Here is a 23,350-nt window from a genome sequence, read left to right on the forward strand (position 1 = left end):
AGCGATGACCACCATGGCCATGAACGTGGCCATGACGGGCCAGGCGGCACCCGAGCCGCTCGCCACGATCGTCATCGTGAACTGGAACGGTGCCCACCTGCTCCCGCCCTGCCTGGACGCCGTCGCCAAGCAGGACGCGCCGTTCACCTTCGAGACGCACGTGGTCGACAACGCCTCGGCCGACGACTCGCGCGAGGTGCTGGCACAGCGCTACCCGTGGGCGAAGCTCGTCCCCTCGGACCGCAACCTCGGCTTCGCCGGCGGCAACAACCTCGCCCTGCGAGGTGTCACGACCCCGTACGCGGTACTGCTGAACAACGACGCGATCCCCGAGCCGGACTGGCTGGCCCGGCTGCTGGCCCCGTTCGCCGAGCCGGGCGGCAACCGGCTCGGCGCCGTCACCGGCAAGGTCGTGTTCCTCCCCCGCTTCCTGCGGCTGACCCTGTCGACGCCCACCTTCTCGCCGGGGCCGCACGACCCGCGCGAGCTGGGCGTCCGGGTGAGCTCGGTGACGGTGAACGGCCGCGAGGCGCTGCGCGAGGTGCTGTGGGAGAAGCTCACTTTCGGCGCCGAGGGCCCGGCGGACGCGCCGTTCTTCTGGACCCGCGGCGAGGGTGAGCTGTGTGTGCCGGTGCCCGAGGGCGGCCCGGTCACCATCGGCCTCACCTGGGCCGCGGACACCGCCAAGCAGGTCACGCTGGGCTGGGCCGGCGCCGGTGACACCACCGCGACGCGCACGCTGCCGGTGGGCACCGAGCCGTCCGCCGTGTCGTTCACCGTGGACGAGGGCGCCCCGCGCGTCGACGTGATCAACAACGTCGGCGGGATCGTGCTCACCGACGGCTACGGCGCCGACCGCGGCTACCAGCAGATCGACACCGGCCAGTTCGACAACCCCGAGGAGGTCTTCACCGCCTGCGGCAACGGCATGGCGATGCGGACCGAGCTCGGCCAGGCGCTCGGCTGGTTCGACGACGACTTCTTCCTCTACTACGAGGACACCGACCTCTCCTGGCGCATCCGGGCCCGCGGGTACCAGATCCGCTACGTCCCGGGCGCGGTGCTGCGGCACGTCCACTCGGCGTCGAGCGTCGAGTGGTCCCCCCTGTTCGTGTTCCACACCGACCGCAACCGGCTGCTGATGCTGACCAAGGACGCGACCGTGCGCACGGCCGTCTCGGCGGTCACGCGCTACCCGCTGACCACCGCGTCGATCGCCGTGCGGACCTGGCGACAGGCACTGCGCTCGCGCAGCCGCCCGGCGGTGCGGCCCACCGTGCTGCGGGTTCGGGTCTTCGCCTCCTACCTGCGGCTGCTGCCGGCGATGCTGCGCCGCCGCCGGGAGATCGGCGCGACCGCCACCGAACGCCGGGTCAGCCTGCAGAGCTGGCTGGTGGAGCGATGACCACGCCCGGGCTGCGGGCGGCGGTCTACAACCGCTTCTGGCACTCGATGGGCGGCGGCGAGCGCCACAACGGCATGATCGCGCAGGTGCTGGCCGCGGACGGGCTCGACGTCGACCTGATCGGGCATTCCGACGTCGACCTCGACGCGCTCGGCAGCCACCTGGGCCTGGATCTCTCCGGCTGCCGGTACCGGCGGCTGCCGGACCGTGGCGAGGACGCGATCGCCGCGCTGTCCGAGTCGTACCACCTGTTCGTGAACGGCTCGTACATGAGCCGGCTCGCCCCGCGCTCGCCGCGGTCGGCCTACCTGTGCTTCTTCCCGACGCCGTTCGACCACGACATGGCCGCCTGGCGCAAGGCCGCGGTGCGCACCGCCGGCCCGCTGCTGCGCGGGGTGAGCCCGGCCGTCAGCTTCGGGCAGGGCTGGTACCCGCCCGAGGGCGGCCGGCGCCGGCAGTGGACGTGGACGAACGGCGAGGGCATCCTGGCCGTCAACCCGGGCGGCGGGCGTACCCTGCGCGCGGACATCGGGCGTCCCGGGGCGAGCGGTGGCGTGCGGCTGCGGGTCGTCGACGCGGACGGCACCGTCCTCGCCAAGCTCCAGATCGAGCAGGCGTTCGCGCCGTTCGAGGTCACCCTGCCGTCGTCGACCGCCGGGACGGAGCTCACCTTCGTCAGCGACGTCTTCTCCCCCGGGCCGGCGGACGTCCGCGAGCTCGGTGTGGCCGTCAGCCGGCCGCGGGTCACCGACGCCGACGAGGGGCCGCTGGAGCGGATGGCGCTGCGTTTCCCCTGGCTGCTGCGCGACCCGGCCGACCTCGGCTACCTCGAGGGCTACGACACCGTGATGGCCAACTCCGAGTACACCCGGGGCTGGATCCGGCGGATGTGGCGGCGGGACTCCGACGTGCTGTTCCCGCCGATCCAGGTCGACCGGCTCACCCCGGCGCCGGAGCGCGAGAAGGCCGTCATCACCGTCGGCCGGTTCTTCGCCCCCGGCCTCGGCCATGCCAAGCGGCAGCTCGAGATGGTGCAGTGGTTCGCCGAGCTGTACCGCTCCGGTGCGCTGCCCGACTGGCGGATGTACGTCGTCGGCGGATGCGAGGACTCGCAGAAGCCGTACGTCGAGCAGGTCCGCGCCGCCGGGGCGGGGGTGCCCGTCGAGGTCCTGCCGAACGCCCCGCGCACCGAGGTGGAGCGGCTGCTGTCGACCAGCTCGGTCTTCTGGTCCGCGACCGGCTACGGCGAGGACGACCGCAAACGCCCCTGGACGGCGGAGCACTTCGGGATGACAACCGTCGAGGCGATGGCCGGCGGCTGCGTGCCCGTGGTCATCGACCGTGCCGGGCAGCGCGAGATCGTCCGGCACGGGGTGGACGGCTACCGCTGGACCGGCCCGGAGCAGGTCGCCTCGTTCACCCGCCGGCTCGCCGCCGAGGACGGGCTGCGCTCCCGGCTGGCCGCCGCCTCCGTGCAGCGGGCCCAGCAGTTCTCCGACGCCGCGTTCGCCGAGCGGTGGCACGGCATCGCCGAGCAGCGCCGGCTCTACTCCTGACCGTGGACCCCCTCCTGAGCACGAACTCACTCCTGAGCACGGACTCCTGACCACGGTGCCGAAACTGCGCGTCGTCCTCGACGGAACCCCGCTGCTCGGGCCGCGCACCGGCGTCGGCCGATACACGGCGGCGCTGCTGGCCGGCCTCGTCGAGCTGCCCGGGGCGGATCTCGACGTGGCGGCCACCGCCTTCACCTGGCGCGGCGGGGCGGGGCTCGACGCCGCCCTGCCCGCCGGGGTCCGCCCGGCGGCGCGGCGCGTCCCGGCGCGGCTGCTACAGGACGCCTGGACACGCTCGGAGCGCCCGCCCACCGAGTGGCTCACCGGGCGGGCGGACATCGTGCACGGGACGAACTTCGTCCTCGGCCCGCTGTCATCGGCGCGCGGTGTGCTGACCGTGCACGACCTGTCGTACCTGCGTACCCCGGACACGGTGTCGGCTGCCTCCGCGCGCTACGCGACGCTGGTGCCGCGCGGGCTGCGCCGCGCCGCCGCGGTGCTCACCCCCAGCCGCGCCGTCGCCGACGAGGTGATCGCCGCCTACCGGCTCGACCCGGACATGGTCACCCCGACCCCGCTCGGCGTCGACGCCGCCTGGTTCGACGCCGCTCCCCCGGCCCGCGGCTGGCTCGCCGCGCGCGGGCTGCCCGAGCGGTACCTGCTGTTCGTCGGGTCGGCGGAGCCGCGCAAGAACCTGCCGGTGCTGCTGGAGGCGCTGCGCCGGCTGCGCGCCGACGCGCCCGACACCCCGCCGCTGGCGCTCGTCGGCCCGCCCGGCTGGGGCCCGGCGCTCGACACCTCGGGCCTGCCCGCGGACGCCGTCGTCACCGTCGGCTACCTCGACGACGCCGAGCTGCGCTCCGTGGTCGCCGGCGCGGCCGCGCTGTGCTTCCCGTCCCGCTACGAGGGCTTCGGGCTACCGCCGCTGGAGGCGCTGGCCGCCGGTACCCGGGTCGTGGCCGCCGACATCCCCGCGGTGCGCGAGGTGGTCGGCGCCGCCGCCGGTGTCCGCCTGGTCACCCCCGGCCGGTGGGACGTCTTCGCCGACGACCTCGCCGGAGCCCTCGGCGCCGCGCTCGCCGAACCGACCGGCACCGCCCAGTCCGCCACCCAGGCCGCCGCCGGCCGCGAGCACGCCCGCGCGTTCACCTGGCGGCGCACCGCCGAGCTGACCGCCGCCGTCTACCGCCGCGTCGCCGGCTGAGGACGGCGCGCTCCTCCAGGCCGGGATGGCGCACGACGCGAGCCTGGCCATCGAAAGGGCTATCAGGAACACGCCCAGCACGCCCAGCACTGCCAGGACGCCCAGGAGCACCGGGGCACGGTCCGGGCCGACGGCCGTCGCCGCGAGCGCGCCACGCAGCCGGCCGGTCAGATCCCGCCCGGCGAGCTGCGGGTCGCGCCGCGCCAGCTCGCGGCTGAGCATGACCACGACGGTGATCCCGAGCGCCGTGACCAGGGCGGACGTGGGCAGGCCGCGCCGCGCCGCCGGGAGCGCCGAGCACGCGCCGGCCAGCGCCACGACCAGCAGGGGCAGCGCCGGCAGCAGATAGCGGGTGAAGGGAGCGCCCCCGGCGGCGACGAACCCGACCAGCGTCGCGGCCGCGACCACAGCCTGCGCGATGGCGACAAGCCAGCACAGCATGCCGACCGCGGTACTCCACCGGATACGGCCGCTGTCGCGCCGGAGGTTCCTGGCCGCGCGGACGGCCGCGGCGAGCAGTCCGACGACCGTGACCAGGCCGACGCAGACGGCCATCCACCGGGCCACGCCGGTCAGCAGGACCTGGCGGCCGAAGAAGCCGCGGTAGACGAACCACCAGAAGTCACCGGAGGTGAGCACCTCGTGCACCGAGCGCGGTTCCGCTCCGGTGGGGAACATGTCGGCGATCAGTCCGGTGGCCGTCGGATCGCCGTAGAGCTTGATGTTGCGCAGGTAGAACCATCCGGCGGCCAGCACGGTGAGCGCGGCCGTCGCGATGGCGGCGGCGACTCCCAGCAGGAGGGTGCGGGCCCGCTCGGCGCGGGCCCAGCCCGGCGCGCCGCGGCCCAGCACGAACGCGACGCCGACCGCCGGCACGAGAACCGCGGCGGCCAGCGCGCCGCTGGCCCGGCTCAGCGCGGCCGCCGGGATCAGCAGCGCCAGCAGGACCAGAGTGCGTGCCGACGGCCCGCGCCGGGCGAGCGTGAGCGTCGCCACCGTCGCGCCGGTGATCAGCGTGACGGCGAGCGCGTCGTTGTAGACCTGGCCGGCGACCGCGACGAACCCACCGATCACCGCGGTGAAGGCCGCCGCGGCGACCGCCAGGTCGGGCCGGGTGGGCAGCAGGGCCCGGGCCAGTGCCGCCGTGGCCACCAGGGCGCCGATCCCGATCGCGAGGTTGAGCAGCCGCGCCCCGTAGAAGCCGGCCAGCGGATGCCCCGCGGCCCGGCCACCGCCGAGCGGGACGGCCTCGAGCAGGTAGAACAGCGGCGGATGGTTCGCCGTGTAGACGAGGTCGAAGTTGCTCAGCCCGCCGGGGCGGCGGGCGCAGGCGGGCAGGATCGCCACCTCCCGCAGGTCGATCGCGGCCCGCGCCTCCTCGGGGGGCACCCGGCAGCCGGCCGGCAGCCCGGGCATGCCCGGGACGGCCGCGCGCACGGCGGTGTCCAGCTCCGGCAGCCGGCCGTCGGCGACCTCGAGGGCGTAGGCGGTGTGCTGCGCCTCGTCGGCCCCCGCGAACGGGGCGGTCGCGAACGCGGTGAGCAGGCCGACGGAGCCGAACAGCAGGCCCGCGCCGGCCACACCGAGCACCAGCCAGCGCCGCCGCGGGTCCACCCGGAACCAGCCCGAGCGGCGCCCGCCCGGGCCGGCTCCGGGTGGGGCGGGCTCAGGCCGGGTCGGGCACATCCGCGGCGGCCAGCGCGGCGAAGTCGTGCTCGGCGTGGCCGGCCCGGGTGGCGGCGGCGGTGAGGGCCAGGGTCGCCTCGGCGATCGGCAGCCGTCCCGCGACCGACTCGGTGGCCAGCCGGACGTCCTTGGCGAGCCCGGCCACGGTGAAGGCCGGCGTGGAGTAGTCGCCCGACTCCAGCATCGCCCGCTTGTACTCGACGATGAATCCCAGCGGCCCGGCGGCGAGCTCGGACAGCAGCAGGCTCCGGTCGACGCCGAGCTCGGTGCCGTAGCGGAGCACCTCGGCGGCGGCGGCCGTCGCCTCGGCCAGGCCGAGGTTGAACACCGTCTTGAGCGCGCTGGCGGCACCGACCGGCCCGACATGGTCGATGCGCCCCGGGTCGCCGAAGGTCTCGAGGATCCCGCGGGCCGCGGCGAGATCGGCGTCGGCGGCGCCCACCAGGACGCGCAGGGTGCCCGCCTCGGCCGGCCCGATCGTGCCGATCACCGGCGCGTCCAGGTAGCGCAGGCCCGCTGCCAGGGCGACGCTGCCCTGCTCGCGGGCGGCCGCGGGGCCGACCGTGGTGCAGTTGATCACAAGCAGGCCGGGCGGCGCGGCGGGGATCACCGCGGCGAGGACATCCGCCGCCGACGCCGGGTCGAACAGCATCAGCACGCAGGCGTCCGCGCCGCGCACCGCACCCGCCGGGTCGGCCGCCTCGCTGGCGCCGCGGGCCGTCAGCTCGCCGGCGCGCCCGGGTGTCCTGTTCCAGACGGCCAGCTCGTGCCCGGCGGCCAGGATGTGGTGGGCCATCCGGACGCCCATCCGGCCCAGGCCGAGAAACGCGACCTTCACGCGATACCTCCCTCGTTGACGCTCCCGCCGCGGCCGACCGGCCGCGGTCGAAGCACCCGTGCCAGCCCGGCCGCGCCGAGCAGCGCGGCCGGGGCGAGCAGGCCGACGACCGATCCCAGGTAGCGGTAATCGAACGCCGAGGTCAGGGAGCTCAGGAGCAGGGTGGACAGGCTTGCTCCCCCGAGCAGCCAGAACAGCCGACCGGGGCCGGCGCGCCCGCGCACCCGCCCGACGATCTGAGCCAGCAGCCCGGCGAGCAGACCCAGGCCGACCAGGGGCATCGGCCCGTAGCCGAGCCGGGAATAGAAGGCGAGCAGCTCGACCGGGGGGTCGTTCAGCCGCGCGACGGAGAAGTACCCGTCGGCGGCGTGCGGGCCGTCCGAGACGAGGCGGTTGGTGCCCGTCCGGGGCAGCTCCCAGGTGTCGGCGCGGCTCGTGAGCCTGTTCTCGTACGGGACGGGCGAGAAGTACCCGGCCAGGTAGCGGGCGGTCGAGGTGACCATCGTCCAGGGCTGCTCACGGATCACGTGCCGGGCGAACTCGCCGGCGAGCTCCTCGCGGCCCGGTGGGACCAGGTCGTTGCCCTGGCGCAGCGGCGAGTCGTCCGGCCAGAGGTAGGTCACCGGGGAGCCGTGCTCGCCGACCGGGCGCGGGTCGCACAGCGACAGCAGGTCGGGATCGTCGGGCAGGCGGGCGCAGTCGGCGAACGGGGCGACCCGGCCGTACAGGAAGAACCCCGAGTGCGCGGTGACGGTGAAGCCCTTCCCCTGCCCCGCGCTCCACGCCGAGTACGCGACGACCGGGACGGCCGCTCCCAGGACGAACGCGAGCACGGCCCCCGCCGCCACGACCGCCGCGTGGGCCCGCCGCCAGTGCGTGACAGCCAGGACGACGGCACCGGCCGCGCCCACCGCGAGCGGGCCGTAGCCGACCGTGCGGACGGTGAGGCTGGCGCCGAGCAGCAGCCCGGCGACGGCGAAGCGCCACGCGGCCGGCCGCCCGGGCCAGGCCAGCAGCACGAGCCCGCCGAGGACGAGCGTCCCGAACAGGCTGTCGGCCAGGACGAACTGGCCGAGGTCGAGCACCCAGGGGGCCAGCAGCGCCGGCGCCGCGACCACCGCGGCCGGCCAGCCCCCGGTGCGGCCGGCCGCCGCGACGGGACCGTGCCGCTCGAACAGCTGACGCGACGCCGCGTAGAGGGCGACCCCGGCCAGCAGGGCCGCCGTGTGCTGCACGACCACCAGCCGGGTCAGGTGGTCGGGGGCGCCGATGACCCGCAGGAACATCGGGTAGCCCGACGGCCGCCAGTCGCCCGCCCACAGCCGGTTGGTGGCCTGGTCGAGGTAGGCGGGCGAGTCGCCGTAGTAGAAGAGCGCGGGCCGATAGGCCAGCAGGACGGCGGCCCGGGCCCCGACGGCCAGCGTGAGCAGGATCAGGAAGGCGGCATGGCGCCGCACGAAGCCCCAGCGGCGCGGCGCGGCGGACGGCCGATCCGCGCGCCACCGATCCTCACGATGAGGTCGCGAATTGTGACGATCAGGCTGGGCAGGGTCGGGCTGTAGCGGTAGGTTTCCCGCCGCCGGCCCGGCCTGGGAGGGTGGCGTGCCCAGGACGGGCGGCGGGCCCGATGAGCTCGCCATTGCGCCACAGTCTCCCAGGCCGGTCCGACACGTTCGGCGGCGCCCCCGGCACGGCGGCCGCCCAGGTCAGGCGTCGGCGTCCAGCGAGGCCTTGTCCAGCGCGCCGACGTCCAGCTTGGTGAACAGGCCGCCGGACCACGCGAGGCGACGACCGGCCGGGACGGGTCGGCGCTCCCAGCCGTCGAGGTCGATGCCCAGCACCTCGGCCACCCGGTCCGAGCTGAACGGCAGGAACGGGGCCAGCGCGGTGGTGATGCCGGAGATCGCCTGGATGGAGACCGCAAGGCTGCGCGCCGCGGCCGCCCGGTCGACCTTGACGGTCTTCCACGGCTCCTCGCGGTAGAGGTAGGCGTTCACCTCGGCGGAGATCTCCATCGCCGCCCGCAGCGCCGCCCGCTGCTCGACCTTGCCCAGCAGCTCGCCGACCCGGACGAGGCCGGCGTCCACCGAGTCGAGCAGCGCCGCGTGCACGCCGTCGAGCTCGCCGGTCTCCGGCAGCTCGCCGTCGAAGAACTTGTTGATCTGGGCGAGGACCCGGTTGACGAGGTTGCCCCAGTTGGCGATCAGCTCGTCGTTCACCCGGCGGATGATGTCCGCGTCCGAGATCTCGGTGTCGTTCTGCTCGGGCAGCACCGAGGCCAGGGCGAAGCGCAGCGCGTCCGGCTGGAGCAGGTCGAGGTACTCGCGCACCCCGCGCCCGATGCCCGCCGACTTCGACGCCTTCGCCCCGCCGAAGGTGACGTACTGGTTCGCCGGGACGTCCGTCGGCAGGTTCAGGCCGCCGTAGCCGATCAGCATCGCCGGCCAGATGACGGTGTGGAAGGGGATGTTGTCCTTGCCGACGAAGTAGTACGCCGCCGCCTCGGGGTCCTCCCACCAGGCCCGCCATGCCTCCGGATCACCCGAGGCGGCCGCCCACTCCTTGCTCGCCGACAGGTAGCCGATCACGGCCTCGAACCAGACGTAGAGCCGCTTGCCCGGACCGAGCTCGTCGGTCGGCAGCGGGACGCCCCAGTCCAGGTCCCGGGTGATCGCGCGGTCGTGCAGGCCGTCCTTGACGAACTGCACCGACCAGTTCAGGACGTGCCGGCGCCAGCCCTGGCGGGTCTGCAACCAGTCGAGGAGCTGGTCGGCCAGGCTCGACAGCCGCAGGAAGAAGTGCGTCGTCTGGCGCATCTCCGGGACGGCCCCGGTCACCTTGCTGCGCGGGTCGATCAGCAGCTCCGGGTCGAGGGTGCGCCCGCAGTTCTCGCACTGGTCGCCGCGCGCCTGCTGATACGAGCAGTGCGGGCAGGTGCCGACGACGTACCGGTCGGGCAGGAAGCGCCCCGCGTCCGGGTCGTAGAACTGCGAGGTCTCCTTGGCGTAGATGTAACCGGCCTCGCGCAGGCGGGTGAACACGTCCTGGGCGACCGCGCTGTGGTTGTCCGTCCGGGTGCTCGTGAAAAGGTCGAAGCTGATCCCGAGCTCGGACCAGATGCGCAGGAACTCCGGGTGGTACCGGTCGACGATCTCCTGCGGGGAGACGCCCTCCTCGTCCGCCCGGACCGTGATCGGGGTGCCGTGCGCGTCGGACCCCGAGACCATCAGCACCCGGTTGCCCGCCATGCGCTGGTAGCGGGCGAAGATGTCCGCGGGCAGGTAGGCGCCGGCGATGTGCCCGAGATGCGGTGCCCCGTTGGCATACGGCCACGCGACGGCGACAAGGACGGGACGGCTGCCGTGCCGCGCCGCCGTGTCGGGAGTCTGAGTGCTCACAGCCATCAAGCTACCCGCTGGACGTCAGCCGAGATCGGCACCGGCGACGAGTGCCCGGCTTGGTCGAGGGCCGGGCGGCCCGTGGCAGTGGCAGTGGCCGTGCCGGTGTCAGCCCCGCAGCTCGGCGCCGAACTCGGCGAACGCGGCGGCGAAGCCGTCGTCCCAGGAGCGCAGCGGCCGCAGGCCGGCGTCCAGCCAGGACCGGGCCGAGAGCACCGAGTAGGCCGGCCGGCGCGCCGGGCGGGGGAACTCCTCCGTCGTCGTCGGCCTGACCTTCGCCGGGTCCTGGCCGAGCGCGGCGACGATCGCGCGGGCGAAGCCGTACCAGGTCGTCTCCCCGGCCGCGGTGCAGTGGTACACCCCGGGCGCCGGGCGCGCGGTGACCAGGTCGAGCAGGCCGGCGGCGAGGTCGACCGACCAGGTCGGGCTGCCGTGCTGGTCCGCGACGACGGCGAGCTCGTCGCGCTCCCGGGCCAGCCGGGCGATCGTCTTCACGAAGTTGCCGCCGGTACGCCCGTACACCCACGCCGTCCGCACGACGTACGACTCCGGGCAGAGTGCCAGGACGGCCTCCTCCCCCGCGAGCTTCGTCCGGCCGTACACCGACACCGGCGCCGGCGGGTCGTCCGTCTCGTAGGGCTTGGTCGCGTCACCGTCGAAGACGTAGTCGGTGGAAAGGTGGACGAGCGCCGCACCGGCCTGGGCGCACGCGGCGGCCAGATGGGCCGCGCCGGTGGCGTTCACGGCGTACGCGCCCGCCTCGTCCGACTCGGCGCCGTCCACGTTCGTCCAGGCGGCGGTGTTGATCACGGCGAGCCCGCCCTGGATCTTCGCCGGCCGGGCCTGGTCAGCGATGACCGCACGCACCTGGGCCGCGTCGGCGAGGTCGAGTTCGGATCGGGCGAGCCCGCACCAGGCCCGTACTCGCGGGTTGTCAACCTGCGACTGAGCGTCGAGGAGACGACACAGGTCGCTACCGAGCTGTCCACCGGCACCAGTGACGAGGATGCGCACCCCGCGAGTCTGGCAGACGTATACGAACAGCCGGCGACACCCCGACAGTGACGTCGCCATCACGCGCAGTCGGCCGGACGGCACCGGCCGGCCCGAGAAGGGTGCGGCTACCCTGATCCCGGTGACGCCCGAGACGCCAATGACCGAAAAGCCCGACCTGCGCGAGGATCAGCCCCGCAGGTCAGGCGGCCCGGCCGGCGCGGGCACCGAGGAGGCGACAACCGCCTTCAGGGAAGAGCCAGCTGACCTCGAGGCGCCTCCCGGCCCGGACGTGCCAGCCGCACCGGCCACTCCGGTGCCTGCCGTTCCGGTGCCTGCCGTTCCGGTGCCTGCCGTTCCGGTGCCTGCCGTTCCGGTGCCTGCCGTTCCGGTGCCTGCCGTTCCGGCACCGGCCCCGCCCGCGCCGGACGTGCCCGCACCAGGCGTGGCGGCGTCCGCGGCCCGGCCTCCGCGGCGACCGCGGCGCGTTCCGGTGATCGTCCTGCTCATCACCGCACTGCATGTGGCCCTGCTCGTGACCTACTCGTTCGTGTACACGACCTGGACGGGCTACGACGAGGCCCAGCACGTCGACATGGTCTACGGCCTGCAGCACGGGGCCGGCTGGCCGGCACCGGGCGAGAAGATGATCGCCACCGGGGTCGCGGCGACATCCGACGACTTCGACCGCGGCCGGTTCCAGGACATGTTCCAGTCCGGCGGCAAGCGGCGTGGCTCCCCGTCGTTCGCGGAGATCGCCCCCACCCCGCGCGACGCCCGGCAGTCGTTCGACGAGCTCGGCGGGCCGACCCCGGTGGACGACGGCCGGCTGTCCAACCAGATGATCCAGCATCCGCCGCTCGTCTACGCGATCGGAGCGGGCCTGCTGGAGGCACTGCCCGGCTCCGAGAACTGGGCCTACGACCAGCAGGTGCTGGTCCTGCGGCTGCTCAACATCCTGATCGTGGCCCCGCTGCCCCTGCTGGCCTGGGCCGCGGCGTGCCGGTTCGGCCTGCGCGGCCCGCTCGCCACCGCCGCGGCAGCCCTTCCGCTGGCGATACCCGGGTTCACCAGGGTCGGCGCGACCTTCAACAACGACGGCATCCTCATCCTGGCGACCGGTGCCCTCACCATGGTCCTGGCCGGCGTCGTACGCGGCGACCTGCGCAAGCGGACCGCGGGGTGGGCCGGCGTCTGGTTCGGCGTGGCCATGCTGTCCAAGGCGTTCGCCTTCGCCCTCCCGTTCACGATCGCCGCCGCCTACCTCGTCGGCTGGCTCCACACCCGGCGAGCCCGGACGTCCGCAGCTACAGCCGGCTCCGAACCCGGAGCCGAGTCGGTTCGGGGCGGGCCCCGGGGCCGGCTGCCGGTGCTGCCGGTGCTGCCGGCGGCGATCGCCGTCGGGCTCGGGCTGGCCATCGGCGGCTGGTGGTGGGTCCGCAACTACCTGCTGTACGACGCCCTCCAGCCGAACGGCTGGGCGACGAACCCGCCGCGCCGCGAGCCTCTCCTGCTCCCCGACTCGTTCCTCACCTGGTTCTGGTACTTCGTCCGGACGATGATCAGCAGGTTCTGGGGCGGTCTCGGCATGTTCGAGCCACCACAGCTCTCCCCGGTCGCGATCGTCGCCGCCACAGTGGTCACGACCGCGCTGTGCGCCCTCGCCGTGATCACTGCCGTCCGTCGCGCCCCGTCCCCCGCCGGGACACCCGGTTGGCAGGCTCGACTGGCTCGGCTGGCGGCGCCGCTGGTACTGCTCGCCCCTGTTGCCTTCGCGTACCTGATGGTCGGGCAGCGGAGCTGGGCCGAGTACGAGCGCTACACCCGCGGCATCGCCGTCCAGGGCCGCTACCTGTACCTGGGAATCGTCGGCCTCGCGGTCGTCGCGGTCGCCGGGCTCGGCCGGCTGTTGGGCGCGCGTGCCCGGTGGGCGCCGGTGATCATGCTGGTCGGCGGGCTTGTCATGCAGGCCCTCGCCCTGCTCGCCGTGTGCAGCTACTACTGGCTGCCGCGCCAGGTCTCCTTCACTCCCGCCCGCATCCCGGACGTCGTCTCCGCCATCGCCCGCTGGGCGCCGCTCCCCGTGGGCGTCACGATCACCGTTCTCGCCGGGACGGCGCTGCTCTGGATCACCGCCCTCACGCTGGCCCTCATCCCGGCCCTGCGCGACCGCGCTTCCGTCAGCACGCCTGCCGGCTGACCGCCTCCCAGCTGCTAGCTCGTTGCGACCGAGACCCGGGAGTGATCGCCGATCATCAGGCGGTGCGCCTTGGGGAGAGCGCTCGACGGTACGACCTCGGCGTCCCGCCCGATCAGGGAGTCCTCGATGCGGCCGATGCCGCGGATGGTGGCCCGCTCGAGCACGATCGAGTACTCGATCTCGGTTCGTTCGACGACGCACGAGTGGTAGATCGAGGTGAAGGGGCCTACGTAGGTGTCGACGAGCCGGGTGCCGCGGCCGATGATCGCCGGGCCGCGCACCGTCGAGCGCACCAGGGACGCACCCTCCTCGATCACCACCCGGCCGACGATGGTGCTGTGCTCGTCCACGGTGCCGTGGATCGCGGGCTCGATTGACTCGAGGATGTGCCGGTTGGTCTCCAGCATGTCGTCGAGCCGGCCGGTGTCCTTCCAGTAGCCCTCGACAAGGTGCGGCGCGACGTCGTAGCCGCCGTCCACGAGCCACTGGATCGCTTCGGTGATCTCGAGCTCGCCGCGTCCTGAGGGCTTGATCGAGCGGACGGCCTCGTGGATCGCGAGACCGAACATGTAGACGCCGACGAGCGCGAGGTCGCTCGGCGGGTCGGCGGGCTTCTCGACGAGCCGGATGATCCGGCCGTCCGCTCCCAGCTCGGCGACGCCGAACGCCGAGGGGTTGTCGACCTTGGTGAGCAGGATGAGCGCATCGGAGGTGGTGTGCCGGAACTCCTCGACCAGCCCGGAGATCCCACCGATGATCATGTTGTCGCCGAGGTACATCACGAACGGCTCGTCGGCGAGGAAGTCCCGCGCGATGAGGACGGCGTGTGCCAGACCGAGCGGCGCCTCCTGGCGGATGTAGGTGACGGTGATGCCGAACTGCGATCCGTCACCAACCGCGTTCTCGATCTCGGCCGCCGTCTCGCCGACGATGATCCCGACATCGGTGATCCCGGCGCCGCGGATCGCCTCGAGCCCGTAGAACAGCACCGGCTTGTTGGCGACGGGCACGAGTTGCTTGGCCGAGGTGTGGGTGATCGGCCGAAGACGGGTCCCGGAGCCACCGGCGAGCACGAGTGCCTTCATGATCCGAAACCCTATCGTGGGTCGCTCCAGGAGACAGGCCCTGACGGAAAGTAACCAAAACGTGATGCACGCCACAGCCAGATGCCCACGTCGGCCTTCCCCCTCGACAAGTCCACGCGGACGCCGACCCATGAGCGCTTACGCCGTCACGTTCCGGGTACGTTGAGTAACCAAGGGGTGCGGGTCGCCGTCACCGCGGACCGGCGTGCCAGCCGTCCGACGGGCAGGCCGGTCGACCGACAGGCACGCCGAGATACCCGGCACACCACAGAGGGGGGACGCGGTGACCGGCGCTGGACCGCGCGCCTCGACAGGGCCCCGACAGTGGCCTGAGTCGCCCCGCACCGGCTCCGACCCCGCAGCGGGCGGGCGGCGCCGGCCGAGGTCACGGCCGCACGCACGCTCGCGCCAGCGCGAGGTCACCCACTCGAACCAGGACGGGTCGGAGACCGAGCTCACCGAGCCGAGACCGAACCAGCGCCGCGGCGGCTGGGACAGGCTCCAGCGCCGGAACCCGGGCGAGGCCGGCCCGGACGCCCGAACCCGGGAGCAGCACCTGGAGCAGAGTCAGGACCACGCCCAGGACGGCGTCCACGACGACACCACCGACCACGACCACAGCACCGACCACGGCCACGGCCACGGCCACGGCCACGGGTCAGGGTGGCTCCCGGGGTCGGCCGGTCGGCGGCGTGGCGTGGCGTCGCGGCTCGCCGTCGTCGTCTCCGCCATCCTGTCGTGCCTGATCTTCGCCTTCGCCGTCGGCGGGTTCGCCGTCTACGAGCACTTCGACCGCCAGATCAACCGGCTGCGGCTGAGCCTGGACGGCGACCGGCCCGCAAGCCCCGTCGAGGGGACGACCAACTTCCTGCTCGTCGGCTCGGACAGCCGGGCCGGCACCGGGGGCGAGTTCCAGCGCGGCGGCAAGGTCGCCGGCCAGCGTTCGGACACCACGATCCTCGCCCACCTCGACGCGAACGGGACGACGACCCTGGTGTCGTTCCCGCGCGACACCCTCGTGCGCATCCCCGGGCACGGCCGGGACAAGCTGACCCAGGCGATCTCCATCGGGGGCCCGGGGCTGCTGGTCCGGACCATCGAGAACCTCACCGACATCCGTGTCGACCACTACGTGTCGGTCGACCTCGCCGGGTTCCGCGAGATGACCGACGCGATCGGCGGGGTCACGGTCTGTGTGAAGGCGCTGCCGGACGGGCGGCGGACGAACCTGCGTGACGAGTGGTCCCAGTGGCGGGGGCGGGTCGGCGAGAACCACCTGACCGGCGACCAGGCCCTCGCGTTCGTCCGCCAGCGCCACGGCCTGCCCGACAACGACTTCGACCGCATCCGCCGGCAGCAGCAGTTCATCGGGGCGGTCTTCCGCAAGGCCACCAGCGACGGCGTGCTGACGAGCCCGGCCCGGCTGGAGAACCTGATCAGCGCGGTGACGCGGGCGCTGACCATCGACGACGGAACGGACATCGAGGATCTCCGGCTGCTCGCGAAGCGGATGGGGTCGATGAGCTCCGACCAGATCAGGTTCGTGACGATCCCCGTGCACGCGCCGTCGCCGGCCGAGGGCGGGAACGCGCTCGGCGAGCTGCCCCGGTTCGGTTCCGTGCAGCTTTACGACCAGGCGCAGCTCGACGCGTTCCTGGCGCCGCTGCGCGGCCGGGACGGCACCAGCCCGACGGCCGTCCCCGCCCCGCCGGCGTCGCCCCCGGGCGAGGTTTCCGTCGACGTGTTCAACGCCGCGCGGGTCGGGGGGCTCGCAGCGGCCGTGCGCAGTGACCTCGCCAGTCTCGGGTTCCGCGTCGGAACCCCGCGGGACTGGCCCGCCGGCTCGCTGCAGACCAGCGAGGTGCGGTACGGGCCCGGCGGCGAGGCGGCGGCGCGCGCCGTGCGGGCCGTCGTGCCCGACGCCAGGCTTGTCCGCGACGACGACCTGGCCGACCGGATCTCCCTGGTGCTGGGCGAGTCGTTCGAGAAGGTGGACGCGACCGGCGTCCCCGCGGCCGGGGCCCGAGCGGTCTCCGGTATGCGCCCGTCGGCACCGGGCAGCGCCTCGACGGGGTCCGCGGGCCCGGCCCTGTCCGGAGCCCCCACCAGGCCGACCGCCCCGGTGACGGCGACCGAGCTGACCACCGGCTGCACGTACTGACCGACTGCACCTCCTGACCGGCGGCGCGCCGATCCGGCCGTGGGCGGCCCCTATCCGCGGGCCGCCCACGGCGCCGGCGAACGGCGCGAATGTGCGGGGCGTCACACACCACCCTCGGATCACCCCAAACAACCACCGGACATCACCGGGCGTCTGAAATCTGCGATGAGACGCCCGAGAGACGAGCTTTCAGCCGAAAGATCCGACCTGACCTGGTCGGATGCGGCCGAGCCGCCCGCGCCCGCGACCTGGCGTCCACCGAGCCCACGCGAGCCGCACTTCCGGGAAGCGCGCGTCGCGGAGCCGAATCTCCCAGAGCCGTGTTCCGCGGAGCCGTACTTCACGGAGGCGCGCCTCGCGGAGCCGACGCCCGCGATCGGGTCGCACGCCGCGCTGCCACCCGAGCTGAGCCCGCGTCTTGTCCGGCGGCGGCGCTCGCCGCTGCGCCGGCTGTCCGTCACGCTGGTCGCGATGATCTCGCTGTGCGTCCTGGGGGCCACGTCGGTCGGGTGGGCGGCCTACCGGCACTTCGACAGCGCGATCGACCGCAAGGACTGGACGCCCGTCGCCGGCGCCCGGCCCGCGGTGGTCCCGGGCGACCTGAACGTTCTCCTGCTCGGCAACGACAGCAGGGAGGGCACCCACGGCGAGTTCGGCGACCCGGGCGGCACCCGGGCGGACACGACGATCGTCGCCCACTTCGACGCGGACCGCTCCGTCACGCTGGTGTCCTTCCCGCGCGACACGCTTGTGCCCGTCGTGCCCGCGGCCGCCGCCACCGCCCCGGACGGCCTGTCGAAAATCGCGGACGTCATCCCGCTCGCGGGCGTGCCCGGCCTGATCTCGACCCTCGAGGCGTTCACCGGGCTCAAGATCGACCACACCGTCTCGATCAACCTCGCCGGCTTCCGCGCGATGACGGATGCCGTCGGCGGCGTCACGGTATGCGTCCTGCCGCTGCCCGACGGCAGTACCCGCAACCTCCGGGACCGGGAGTCGGGGTGGCGGGGCCAGCTCGGCGAGAACCGGCTCAACGGCGACCAGGCGCTGGCGTTCGTCCGCACCCGCAAGGCGCTGGGCGAGGAGCGGCTGCGCATCCTGCGCCAGCAGCAGTTCCTCTCCCGGCTGCTCGACGCGGCGACGAGCGCCGGTGTGCTCACCAATCCCGCGCGGATCACCAGTCTGCTCGGCGCCGTCGGTGGCGCGCTGCAGATCAGTGACAGCCTGACCCAGACGGAGATGCTCCGGCTGGCGAAGCGGATCAGCGAGCTCGGCCCGGGCGGCCTGCGGTTCATCACGATCCCGACGTATGTCCCGCTGCCCTCGGACGGCGCCGTCGACGAGATGGGCACGATCCCACCGCACGGCATGGTCCTCCTGCACGACCCGGCCGGCCTGGAGGCGATCGTGGGCCCGATGCGGGCCACGGCCGAGAACGGCGGCGGCTCCGGATCGCCCACAGCGCCGGGCGTCTCCGTGGCCGCCGGCGCCGCGCCGGGGGCAACCACGCCGGGGGGAACGGCGCAGGCCTCCCCCTCCGCCAGCCCAAGCGGCACAGCGTCCGCCGGCACAGCGTCCGCCGGCACGACGGCCGACCGCACCGCGGTCCCCGGCACGACGCCGCTCCCCGGCACCGCCGCTGGGACGGCATCGGCGGTGCCGGTGCCCGCCGACACCTCCTGCACCCCCTGACCGCCGAGCCCGGCTGAGGGGGCCCGATCCCCGGTACGCGAACGGCGTCCGCGCCGTGTCGTGCCTGTGGACGTCCGAGCTGGGGACGGGAGTCGGTAGCGTTACCGCCCGCGGCGGATCGCCGGCGCTCAGCTCGCCGGAACCCGACCACCGCCGGGCCCACCCGCCCGCCGACGAACGACCGGATTGGAGACCGGAACCGTTGGACGTCCGGTTCGTCCCAGCACCGTCGATCCTTCCCGGCGGCTCCGTGCCGCCCGACGCGCCGCCCGCGCGGTTCCCCGGGGTGGCCGCCGCGCTCGCCGCGCGGCTCGCGCGCGACCCGGCGCGTCCGATGATCACTTTTTACGACGACGCCACCGGCGAGCGGGTGGAGTTCTCCACCACGACGCTGGACAACTGGGTGGCGAAGACGGCGAACCTGCTCGGTGACACGGTCGGCCTCACGCCCGGGGACGCGGTGGGCGTCGACCTGCCGGCGCACTGGACGACCTGCGTCATCCTGCTGGCGGCCTGGTCGGCGGGGCTCGACGTGCATGTCGCCGTCGGCCCGGAGACGCCGGACGGCGGCCCCGGCGGCAAGGGAGCCGAGGGAGCGGAGGGTGCCGGGCCGCCGGTCACCGGCGCCGGCGGCTACACCGGCGCCGGCACCGCTCCGGAGGAGCTCGGTGTCGTCTTCGTCAGCGAGGACCGGCTCGAGATCGCCACCGGACTGGGCGTCGACGAGATCGTCGCGCTGTCGCTGCGTCCGCTCGGTGGCCGGCTGCGGCGTCCGGTGCCGGGCGTGCTCGACTACGCGGTCGAGGTGCCGCCGCACGGCGACCGCTACGCGGCGCCGCCGCCGCCCGCGGGCCAGGCGGAGCTGATCCGCATCGCCGAGAGCGCCGCCCGCCGCGCCGGGCTGGGCCCGGACGACCGGATCCTCACCGCGGCCGGGCCCGCCACCGCCGCCGGCCTGCTCACCGGGATCCTCATCCCGCTGGTCAGCGGCGCGTCGGTCGTGCTGTGCCGCAACCTGGACAGCATCGAGCCGGCGGCGCTGGCCCGCCGGGCCGACAGCGAACGGATCACCGCGGTGGACTGGTCCGTGCCGGGGCCACTCACCGAAGCCCTGCCGGCCGGGGTTCGTCCCATCGACCCCGTCGACGCGCATGCCCGGCGGCGGTAGCGACGACGTGACCCGGCGGCCCGCGGTCCCCCGGCCGCTCATGACGGGCGGCCTGCCGGCCGTCCGCCGCATCGGCGTGGTCGGGACGGGCTACCTCGGCGCCACGCACGCGGTCTGCATGGCCGAGCTGGGCTATGAGGTCGTGGGGCTCGACACGGACGCCGACAAGGTCCGCCGACTCGGCGCGGGCGAGGTGCCGTTCTTCGAGCCGGGGCTCGAGGAGCTGCTGCGCAAGAACCTGGAGGCGGGCCGGCTGTCGTTCACCTGCGACCCGGCCGAGGTCGCCGGGTGGGCCGACGTCCACTTCATCTGTGTCGGCACGCCGCAGCGGGCCGGTGACGGCGCCGCCGACATGACCTACGTGGACGCGGCCGTCGAGACACTGATCCGCGCCGGCCTGCGGCCGGACGCGCTCGTGGTCGGCAAGTCGACGGTGCCGGCGGGCAGCGCCGAGCGGCTCGCGCGCCGGCTGGCAGCGGGAACCGGCGGCACCGGGCCGGGCGGCGCCCGGACGGGCGAGGCGGCGCCAGGCGGAACGGGGACAGGCCGGGCACGGACGGCACAGCCGGCGCCGGGCGGAGTCGAGCTGGCGTGGAACCCGGAGTTCCTGCGCGAGGGGTTCGCGGTCGACGACACGCTGCGCCCGGACAGGCTGGTCTTCGGCGTCCGGCCGGGCGGGCGCGGGGAGGCGGTGCTGCGGGCCGTCTACGCGCCGGTGATCGAGGCCGGCACGCCCGTGATCGTCACCGACTACGCCACCGCCGAGCTGGTGAAGGTCGCGGCGAACGCCTTCCTGGCGACCAAGATCTCCTTCATCAACGCGATGTCGGAGGTCTGCGACGCCGCCGGCGGAGACGTGACGAGCCTGGCGCGGGCGCTCTCCCACGACGCCAGGATCGGCGGGAGGTTCCTGCGGCCGGGGATCGGCTTCGGCGGCGGCTGCCTGCCCAAGGACATCCGGGCCTTCCATGCGCGGGCGGCCGAGCTCGGCGCCGGCCCGGCGCTGGGCTTCCTGGCCGAGGTCGACCGGATCAACCTGCGGGCCCGGGAGCGGACCGTCGCCCTGATCACCAGGGCACTCGGGGGCCGCGCGGAGGGCCGGCGGATCACGGTGCTCGGCGCGGCGTTCAAGCCGAACTCGGACGACATCCGCGACTCGCCCGCCCTGGAGATCTCCGCCGAGCTGCACCGGGCCGGCGCCCGGGTGGTCGTGTACGACCCGGCCGCGATGGCCAACGCCCGGCGGCGCTTCCCCGAGCTGGAGTACGCGCCGTCCGCGCACGAGGCGGCGACCGGCGCGGACGCGCTTGCGGTGCTCACCGAGTGGACCGAGTTCCGCGACCTGGACCCGGACGCGCTCACCCCGCGGGTGGCCGGGCGGGTCGTCGTCGACGGCCGGCACGCGCTCGACGGCCCGGCCTGGCGCCGGGCCGGGTGGGCGTACTACGCGCTCGGCCGTCCACCGGCCTGACCGTCAGCCGGGGCTCAGCCAGCCGGGGCTCAGCCGCGCAGGTCAGGCGGTCGCCTGGGTGGGCGCGCACGCGGCCGGCTGTGGGCTCTCGGTGATCTCATCGAGCTCACCGGTCTCGACGTCGTACACGAACCCGCGCACTGAGGTCGACGCGCGCAGGAACGGTGACGAGCGCAGCGCCGTGACCGAACGCCAGACGTCCTCCGCGGCGCTGGTGAACGACTGGAGCCGCCACGTCGGACGCACACCCGTCCGCTCGGCCAGTGAGGCGCGGAAGCCGTCGTCGGTGAGCGTCTCCATGCCGCACCTGGTGTGGTGGATCAGGATGATCTCGGTGGTCCCGAGTGCGTGCTGGCTGACGGCCAGCGATCGCTCGATGTCCTCGGTCACCACCCCGCCGGCGTTGCGCAGGATGTGCGCGTCGCCCTCCGCGAGGCCGAAGATCGCCTCGAGGTTGATGCGGGCGTCCATGCAGGCCACGATTGCCACGCCGGTGGCCGGGCTGGCCGGCCGGGCCGAGCCGCCGCCCGCCGCGCGGCGCCGTGCGGCGAAGCTCGCCGCACGTGCCAGCAGGATGTCGGTCGTGCCCTGGGCGTGTCCGAGTTCTTCGGGCGCGCTCATGACCGGGGGGTCACCTCCGTCGGTTACGTCGCTCACACGGCGTCACCGCCGCGGAGGCTTGCCACTCTGACAAGAATGCAGTGGACGGGACGTCCACCGCCACCCATCTGCCGCGATCGGGCAGGTGCGTCGGATCACGGGACACGCCCAGGAGTGCCGACGTATCACGCAGCGCACAGCTGGGAACACTAAGGCAGTGACCCGTCACCTGACGTTGTCTTTGCCCTGGCCGCGCCGAGGCATCGCTCCCGGCCGGCGCACCTGGCCCGGCCGGGGCACGATGACAGGCGCCCCAGGGCGGCGAACCCGGCGGAGCGCCCGGGCGGCGGGCGCGGTTCCCCTCAAGGAACGGACGCCAGTTGGTAAACGGACGATTCGGGACGGCGACCGGACAGGCGTCGGCGGAGTGCGCATTCGGGGGTGGCAGATGGCGCCGCACAGGTCGTCGGTAGTCTCTCCTGGTGGTCAAAATCGATGTTCTCGAAGTCGATCGGCGCCGCCCGTGGTGAGCCATCGGGTTCCACGTTCACCACTTCAGGTCCTCATCCATGAGGTGGGCAAGTTCGGCGTCGTCGGCGCGGTCTGCTACGCGATCGACTTCGCCGTCTCGAACCTGTGCCACACCCTTCTCGGGATGGGCCCGCTCAGCGCGAAGACCGTGTCGACGGTGGTCGCGGCGACCTGCTCATACGTCGGCAACCGGCAATGGTCGTTCAACCACCGCGCCCGGACGGGCCTGCGCCGGGAGTACACGCTCTTCGTGATCCTGAACGCGGTCGGGCTGGCTATCGCACTGGCCTGCCTCGGCTTCGCGAAGTACGTGCTCCACCTCGAGGGCGTGCTCGCGTTCAACCTGTTCGGGAACGTCCTGGGCACCGGACTGGGCACAGTCTTCCGCTTCTGGGCGTACAAGAAATACGTCTTCCTGCACCCGGACCACCCAAAGGTGGTGGTACCTCCGGTGAAGGCCGACCGGGTCCCCGAGCCCGCCGGCCAGGCCTGATCCACCCAGGGCGCCGCAAGGCTCCGGGTCCTTCGCGACCCGGCGCCGGACGGCGCCCTGTCCCGTTCTCATCCCATCGGGACTCTAAGAGAACCATGGGGTTCCGGTACCGATCAGTTCTCCTGGCGCCCGGCTGCGCTAGGCTCTCGAGGCCAGCCCATGCACAGCGTGCCCGGTTCTCCACCAGTGGTGACTCGCTCACCGGGACCGCCGCGCAGCCGGTTCGAGAGCCAGGAGGGTGCGCCGTGACGCGGCCGACGCTCGCATCGCCCCGGCCGGGCGGTCGCCCGCGCGACGAGAGCCGCGACGGCGCGATCCGCCAGGCGACCCTCGAGCTGCTCGCGGAGCACGGCTACGACGGCGTGACCATGGACCGGGTCGCCACCCGCGCCAAGGCCGGGAAGGCCACCATCTACCGGCGCTGGCCGTCCAAGGTCGCGCTGGTGATGGATTCGATCACCCAGTTCACCGAACAAACGCTGCAGATCCCCGACAGCGGCTCGCTGCGGACCGAGATGATCCTGTTCCTGACCGCGTTCCATGAGCTGGTCGGCAGTGAGCAGGGCCGGATCATGGCCGAGATGGTCTCCGAGATGCCGCGCAATCCGGAGCTGCGCGCCGCCGTGCGCGAGCGCATGTGGAGCCAGCGCAAGATGATGTCCGAGGTCATCATCACCAGGGGGATCGCGCGCGGTGAGATAACCCCGGAGGCCGACCCGGCCATCCTGATGGAGATCGGCACCGCGCTGATCCTGCAGCGGCTGCTCATCACCGGGGACCCGGTCGACTCCGCCTTCATCGAGCACGTCGTGGACGACGTGATCATCGCCTACGCCAGCCGCGGCTGACCGCGGGGCCCGGCCAGCTCT

At 73.7% G+C, this 23,350-nt stretch carries 16 protein-coding genes; 10 read left to right on the forward strand and 6 right to left on the reverse strand.

Going from position 1 to position 23,350, the window contains the following annotated elements; all coding sequences use genetic code 11:
* Positions 1-4: 4 nt before the first annotated feature.
* From FRANEAN1_RS29150 to FRANEAN1_RS29160, 3 genes are all read left to right on the forward strand, one after another.
* Positions 5-1,405: a glycosyltransferase family 2 protein gene (locus FRANEAN1_RS29150; RefSeq protein WP_049796051.1), complete on the forward strand. Its 1,401-nt coding sequence runs from the start codon at positions 5-7 to the stop codon at positions 1,403-1,405.
* Entirely contained in the window at positions 1,402-2,961 is a 1,560-nt protein-coding gene (locus FRANEAN1_RS29155) for a glycosyltransferase (RefSeq protein WP_020463337.1), read from the forward strand. Before FRANEAN1_RS29150 ends, FRANEAN1_RS29155 begins: the two co-directional genes overlap by 4 nt.
* Before the next feature lie 64 nt (positions 2,962-3,025).
* Positions 3,026-4,165, forward strand: coding sequence for a glycosyltransferase family 1 protein (locus FRANEAN1_RS29160; RefSeq protein ID WP_157473666.1), 1,140 nt, complete (start codon positions 3,026-3,028; stop codon positions 4,163-4,165).
* A gap of 1,666 nt (positions 4,166-5,831) precedes the next feature.
* On the opposite strand, the gene FRANEAN1_RS29170 is transcribed toward FRANEAN1_RS29160, so the two are convergent.
* The 4 genes from FRANEAN1_RS29170 to rfbD form a co-directional block, all read right to left on the reverse strand.
* A complete protein-coding gene (locus tag FRANEAN1_RS29170) occupies positions 5,832-6,689 on the reverse strand; it encodes an NAD(P)-dependent oxidoreductase (protein ID WP_041254903.1) in 858 nt (285 codons plus the stop codon).
* Positions 6,686-8,146, reverse strand: coding sequence for a hypothetical protein (locus tag FRANEAN1_RS29175; protein ID WP_157472835.1), 1,461 nt, complete (start codon positions 8,144-8,146; stop codon positions 6,686-6,688). Before FRANEAN1_RS29175 ends, FRANEAN1_RS29170 begins: the two co-directional genes overlap by 4 nt.
* A gap of 249 nt (positions 8,147-8,395) precedes the next feature.
* On the reverse strand, positions 8,396-10,093 hold the full coding sequence (metG, locus tag FRANEAN1_RS29180) for a methionine--tRNA ligase (RefSeq protein WP_020463341.1): 1,698 nt from the start codon (positions 10,091-10,093) through the stop codon (positions 8,396-8,398).
* A 102-nt stretch (positions 10,094-10,195) separates the two neighbouring features.
* Positions 10,196-11,161, reverse strand: a complete 966-nt coding sequence (gene rfbD / locus FRANEAN1_RS29185) for a dTDP-4-dehydrorhamnose reductase (RefSeq protein WP_020463342.1) — start codon at positions 11,159-11,161, stop codon at positions 10,196-10,198.
* A 79-nt stretch (positions 11,162-11,240) separates the two neighbouring features.
* Between rfbD and FRANEAN1_RS29190 the strand changes: the two genes are divergently transcribed.
* Positions 11,241-13,280, forward strand: coding sequence for a hypothetical protein (locus FRANEAN1_RS29190; protein WP_347176804.1), 2,040 nt, complete (start codon positions 11,241-11,243; stop codon positions 13,278-13,280).
* Between the two features lie 14 nt (positions 13,281-13,294).
* Here FRANEAN1_RS29190 and FRANEAN1_RS29195 read toward each other — a convergent pair whose 3' ends face one another.
* A complete protein-coding gene (locus tag FRANEAN1_RS29195) occupies positions 13,295-14,365 on the reverse strand; it encodes a glucose-1-phosphate thymidylyltransferase (protein ID WP_020463344.1) in 1,071 nt (356 codons plus the stop codon).
* 283 nt (positions 14,366-14,648) lie between these two features.
* Here FRANEAN1_RS29195 and FRANEAN1_RS29200 point away from each other — a divergent pair, with 283 nt between their 5' ends.
* The 4 genes from FRANEAN1_RS29200 (at position 14,649) to FRANEAN1_RS29215 (ending at position 20,857) form a co-directional block, all read left to right on the forward strand.
* Entirely contained in the window at positions 14,649-16,526 is a 1,878-nt protein-coding gene (locus tag FRANEAN1_RS29200) for an LCP family protein (protein ID WP_020463345.1), read from the forward strand.
* Positions 16,527-16,691: 165 nt separating this feature from the next.
* Positions 16,692-18,218, forward strand: a complete 1,527-nt coding sequence (locus tag FRANEAN1_RS29205) for an LCP family protein (RefSeq protein WP_020463346.1) — start codon at positions 16,692-16,694, stop codon at positions 18,216-18,218.
* 202 nt (positions 18,219-18,420) lie between these two features.
* Positions 18,421-19,386, forward strand: coding sequence for a TIGR03089 family protein (locus tag FRANEAN1_RS29210; protein ID WP_020463347.1), 966 nt, complete (start codon positions 18,421-18,423; stop codon positions 19,384-19,386).
* Positions 19,387-19,426: 40 nt separating this feature from the next.
* A complete protein-coding gene (locus FRANEAN1_RS29215; RefSeq protein WP_041256637.1) occupies positions 19,427-20,857 on the forward strand; it encodes a UDP-glucose/GDP-mannose dehydrogenase family protein in 1,431 nt (476 codons plus the stop codon).
* A gap of 42 nt (positions 20,858-20,899) precedes the next feature.
* Here FRANEAN1_RS29215 and FRANEAN1_RS29220 read toward each other — a convergent pair whose 3' ends face one another.
* On the reverse strand, positions 20,900-21,478 hold the full coding sequence (locus tag FRANEAN1_RS29220; RefSeq protein ID WP_020463349.1) for a carbonic anhydrase: 579 nt from the start codon (positions 21,476-21,478) through the stop codon (positions 20,900-20,902).
* A gap of 505 nt (positions 21,479-21,983) precedes the next feature.
* Between FRANEAN1_RS29220 and FRANEAN1_RS29225 the strand changes: the two genes are divergently transcribed.
* Positions 21,984-22,481: a GtrA family protein gene (locus tag FRANEAN1_RS29225; RefSeq protein WP_041256638.1), complete on the forward strand. Its 498-nt coding sequence runs from the start codon at positions 21,984-21,986 to the stop codon at positions 22,479-22,481.
* Positions 22,482-22,726: 245 nt separating this feature from the next.
* Positions 22,727-23,329, forward strand: a complete 603-nt coding sequence (locus FRANEAN1_RS29230) for a TetR/AcrR family transcriptional regulator C-terminal ligand-binding domain-containing protein (protein ID WP_020463351.1) — start codon at positions 22,727-22,729, stop codon at positions 23,327-23,329.
* Positions 23,330-23,350 lie beyond the last annotated feature (21 nt).

It is taken from the genome of Parafrankia sp. EAN1pec, from assembly GCF_000018005.1.
Taxonomy (GTDB): domain Bacteria; phylum Actinomycetota; class Actinomycetes; order Frankiales; family Frankiaceae; genus Parafrankia; species Parafrankia soli.

Coding starts and splice junctions, on each gene's coding strand:
- FRANEAN1_RS29155 (WP_020463337.1), top strand. CDS start 1,402: ATGACCACGCCCGGGCTGCGGGCGGCGGTCTACAACCGCTTCTGGCAC.
- FRANEAN1_RS29215 (WP_041256637.1), top strand. CDS start 19,427: ATGACGGGCGGCCTGCCGGCCGTCCGCCGCATCGGCGTGGTCGGGACG.
- rfbD (WP_020463342.1), bottom strand. CDS start 11,161: ATGGCGACGTCACTGTCGGGGTGTCGCCGGCTGTTCGTATACGTCTGC.
- FRANEAN1_RS29190 (WP_347176804.1), top strand. CDS start 11,241: ATGACCGAAAAGCCCGACCTGCGCGAGGATCAGCCCCGCAGGTCAGGC.
- FRANEAN1_RS29195 (WP_020463344.1), bottom strand. CDS start 14,365: ATGAAGGCACTCGTGCTCGCCGGTGGCTCCGGGACCCGTCTTCGGCCG.
- metG (WP_020463341.1), bottom strand. CDS start 10,093: ATGGCTGTGAGCACTCAGACTCCCGACACGGCGGCGCGGCACGGCAGC.
- FRANEAN1_RS29150 (WP_049796051.1), top strand. CDS start 5: ATGACCACCATGGCCATGAACGTGGCCATGACGGGCCAGGCGGCACCC.
- FRANEAN1_RS29205 (WP_020463346.1), top strand. CDS start 16,692: ATGAGACGCCCGAGAGACGAGCTTTCAGCCGAAAGATCCGACCTGACC.
- FRANEAN1_RS29220 (WP_020463349.1), bottom strand. CDS start 21,478: ATGAGCGCGCCCGAAGAACTCGGACACGCCCAGGGCACGACCGACATC.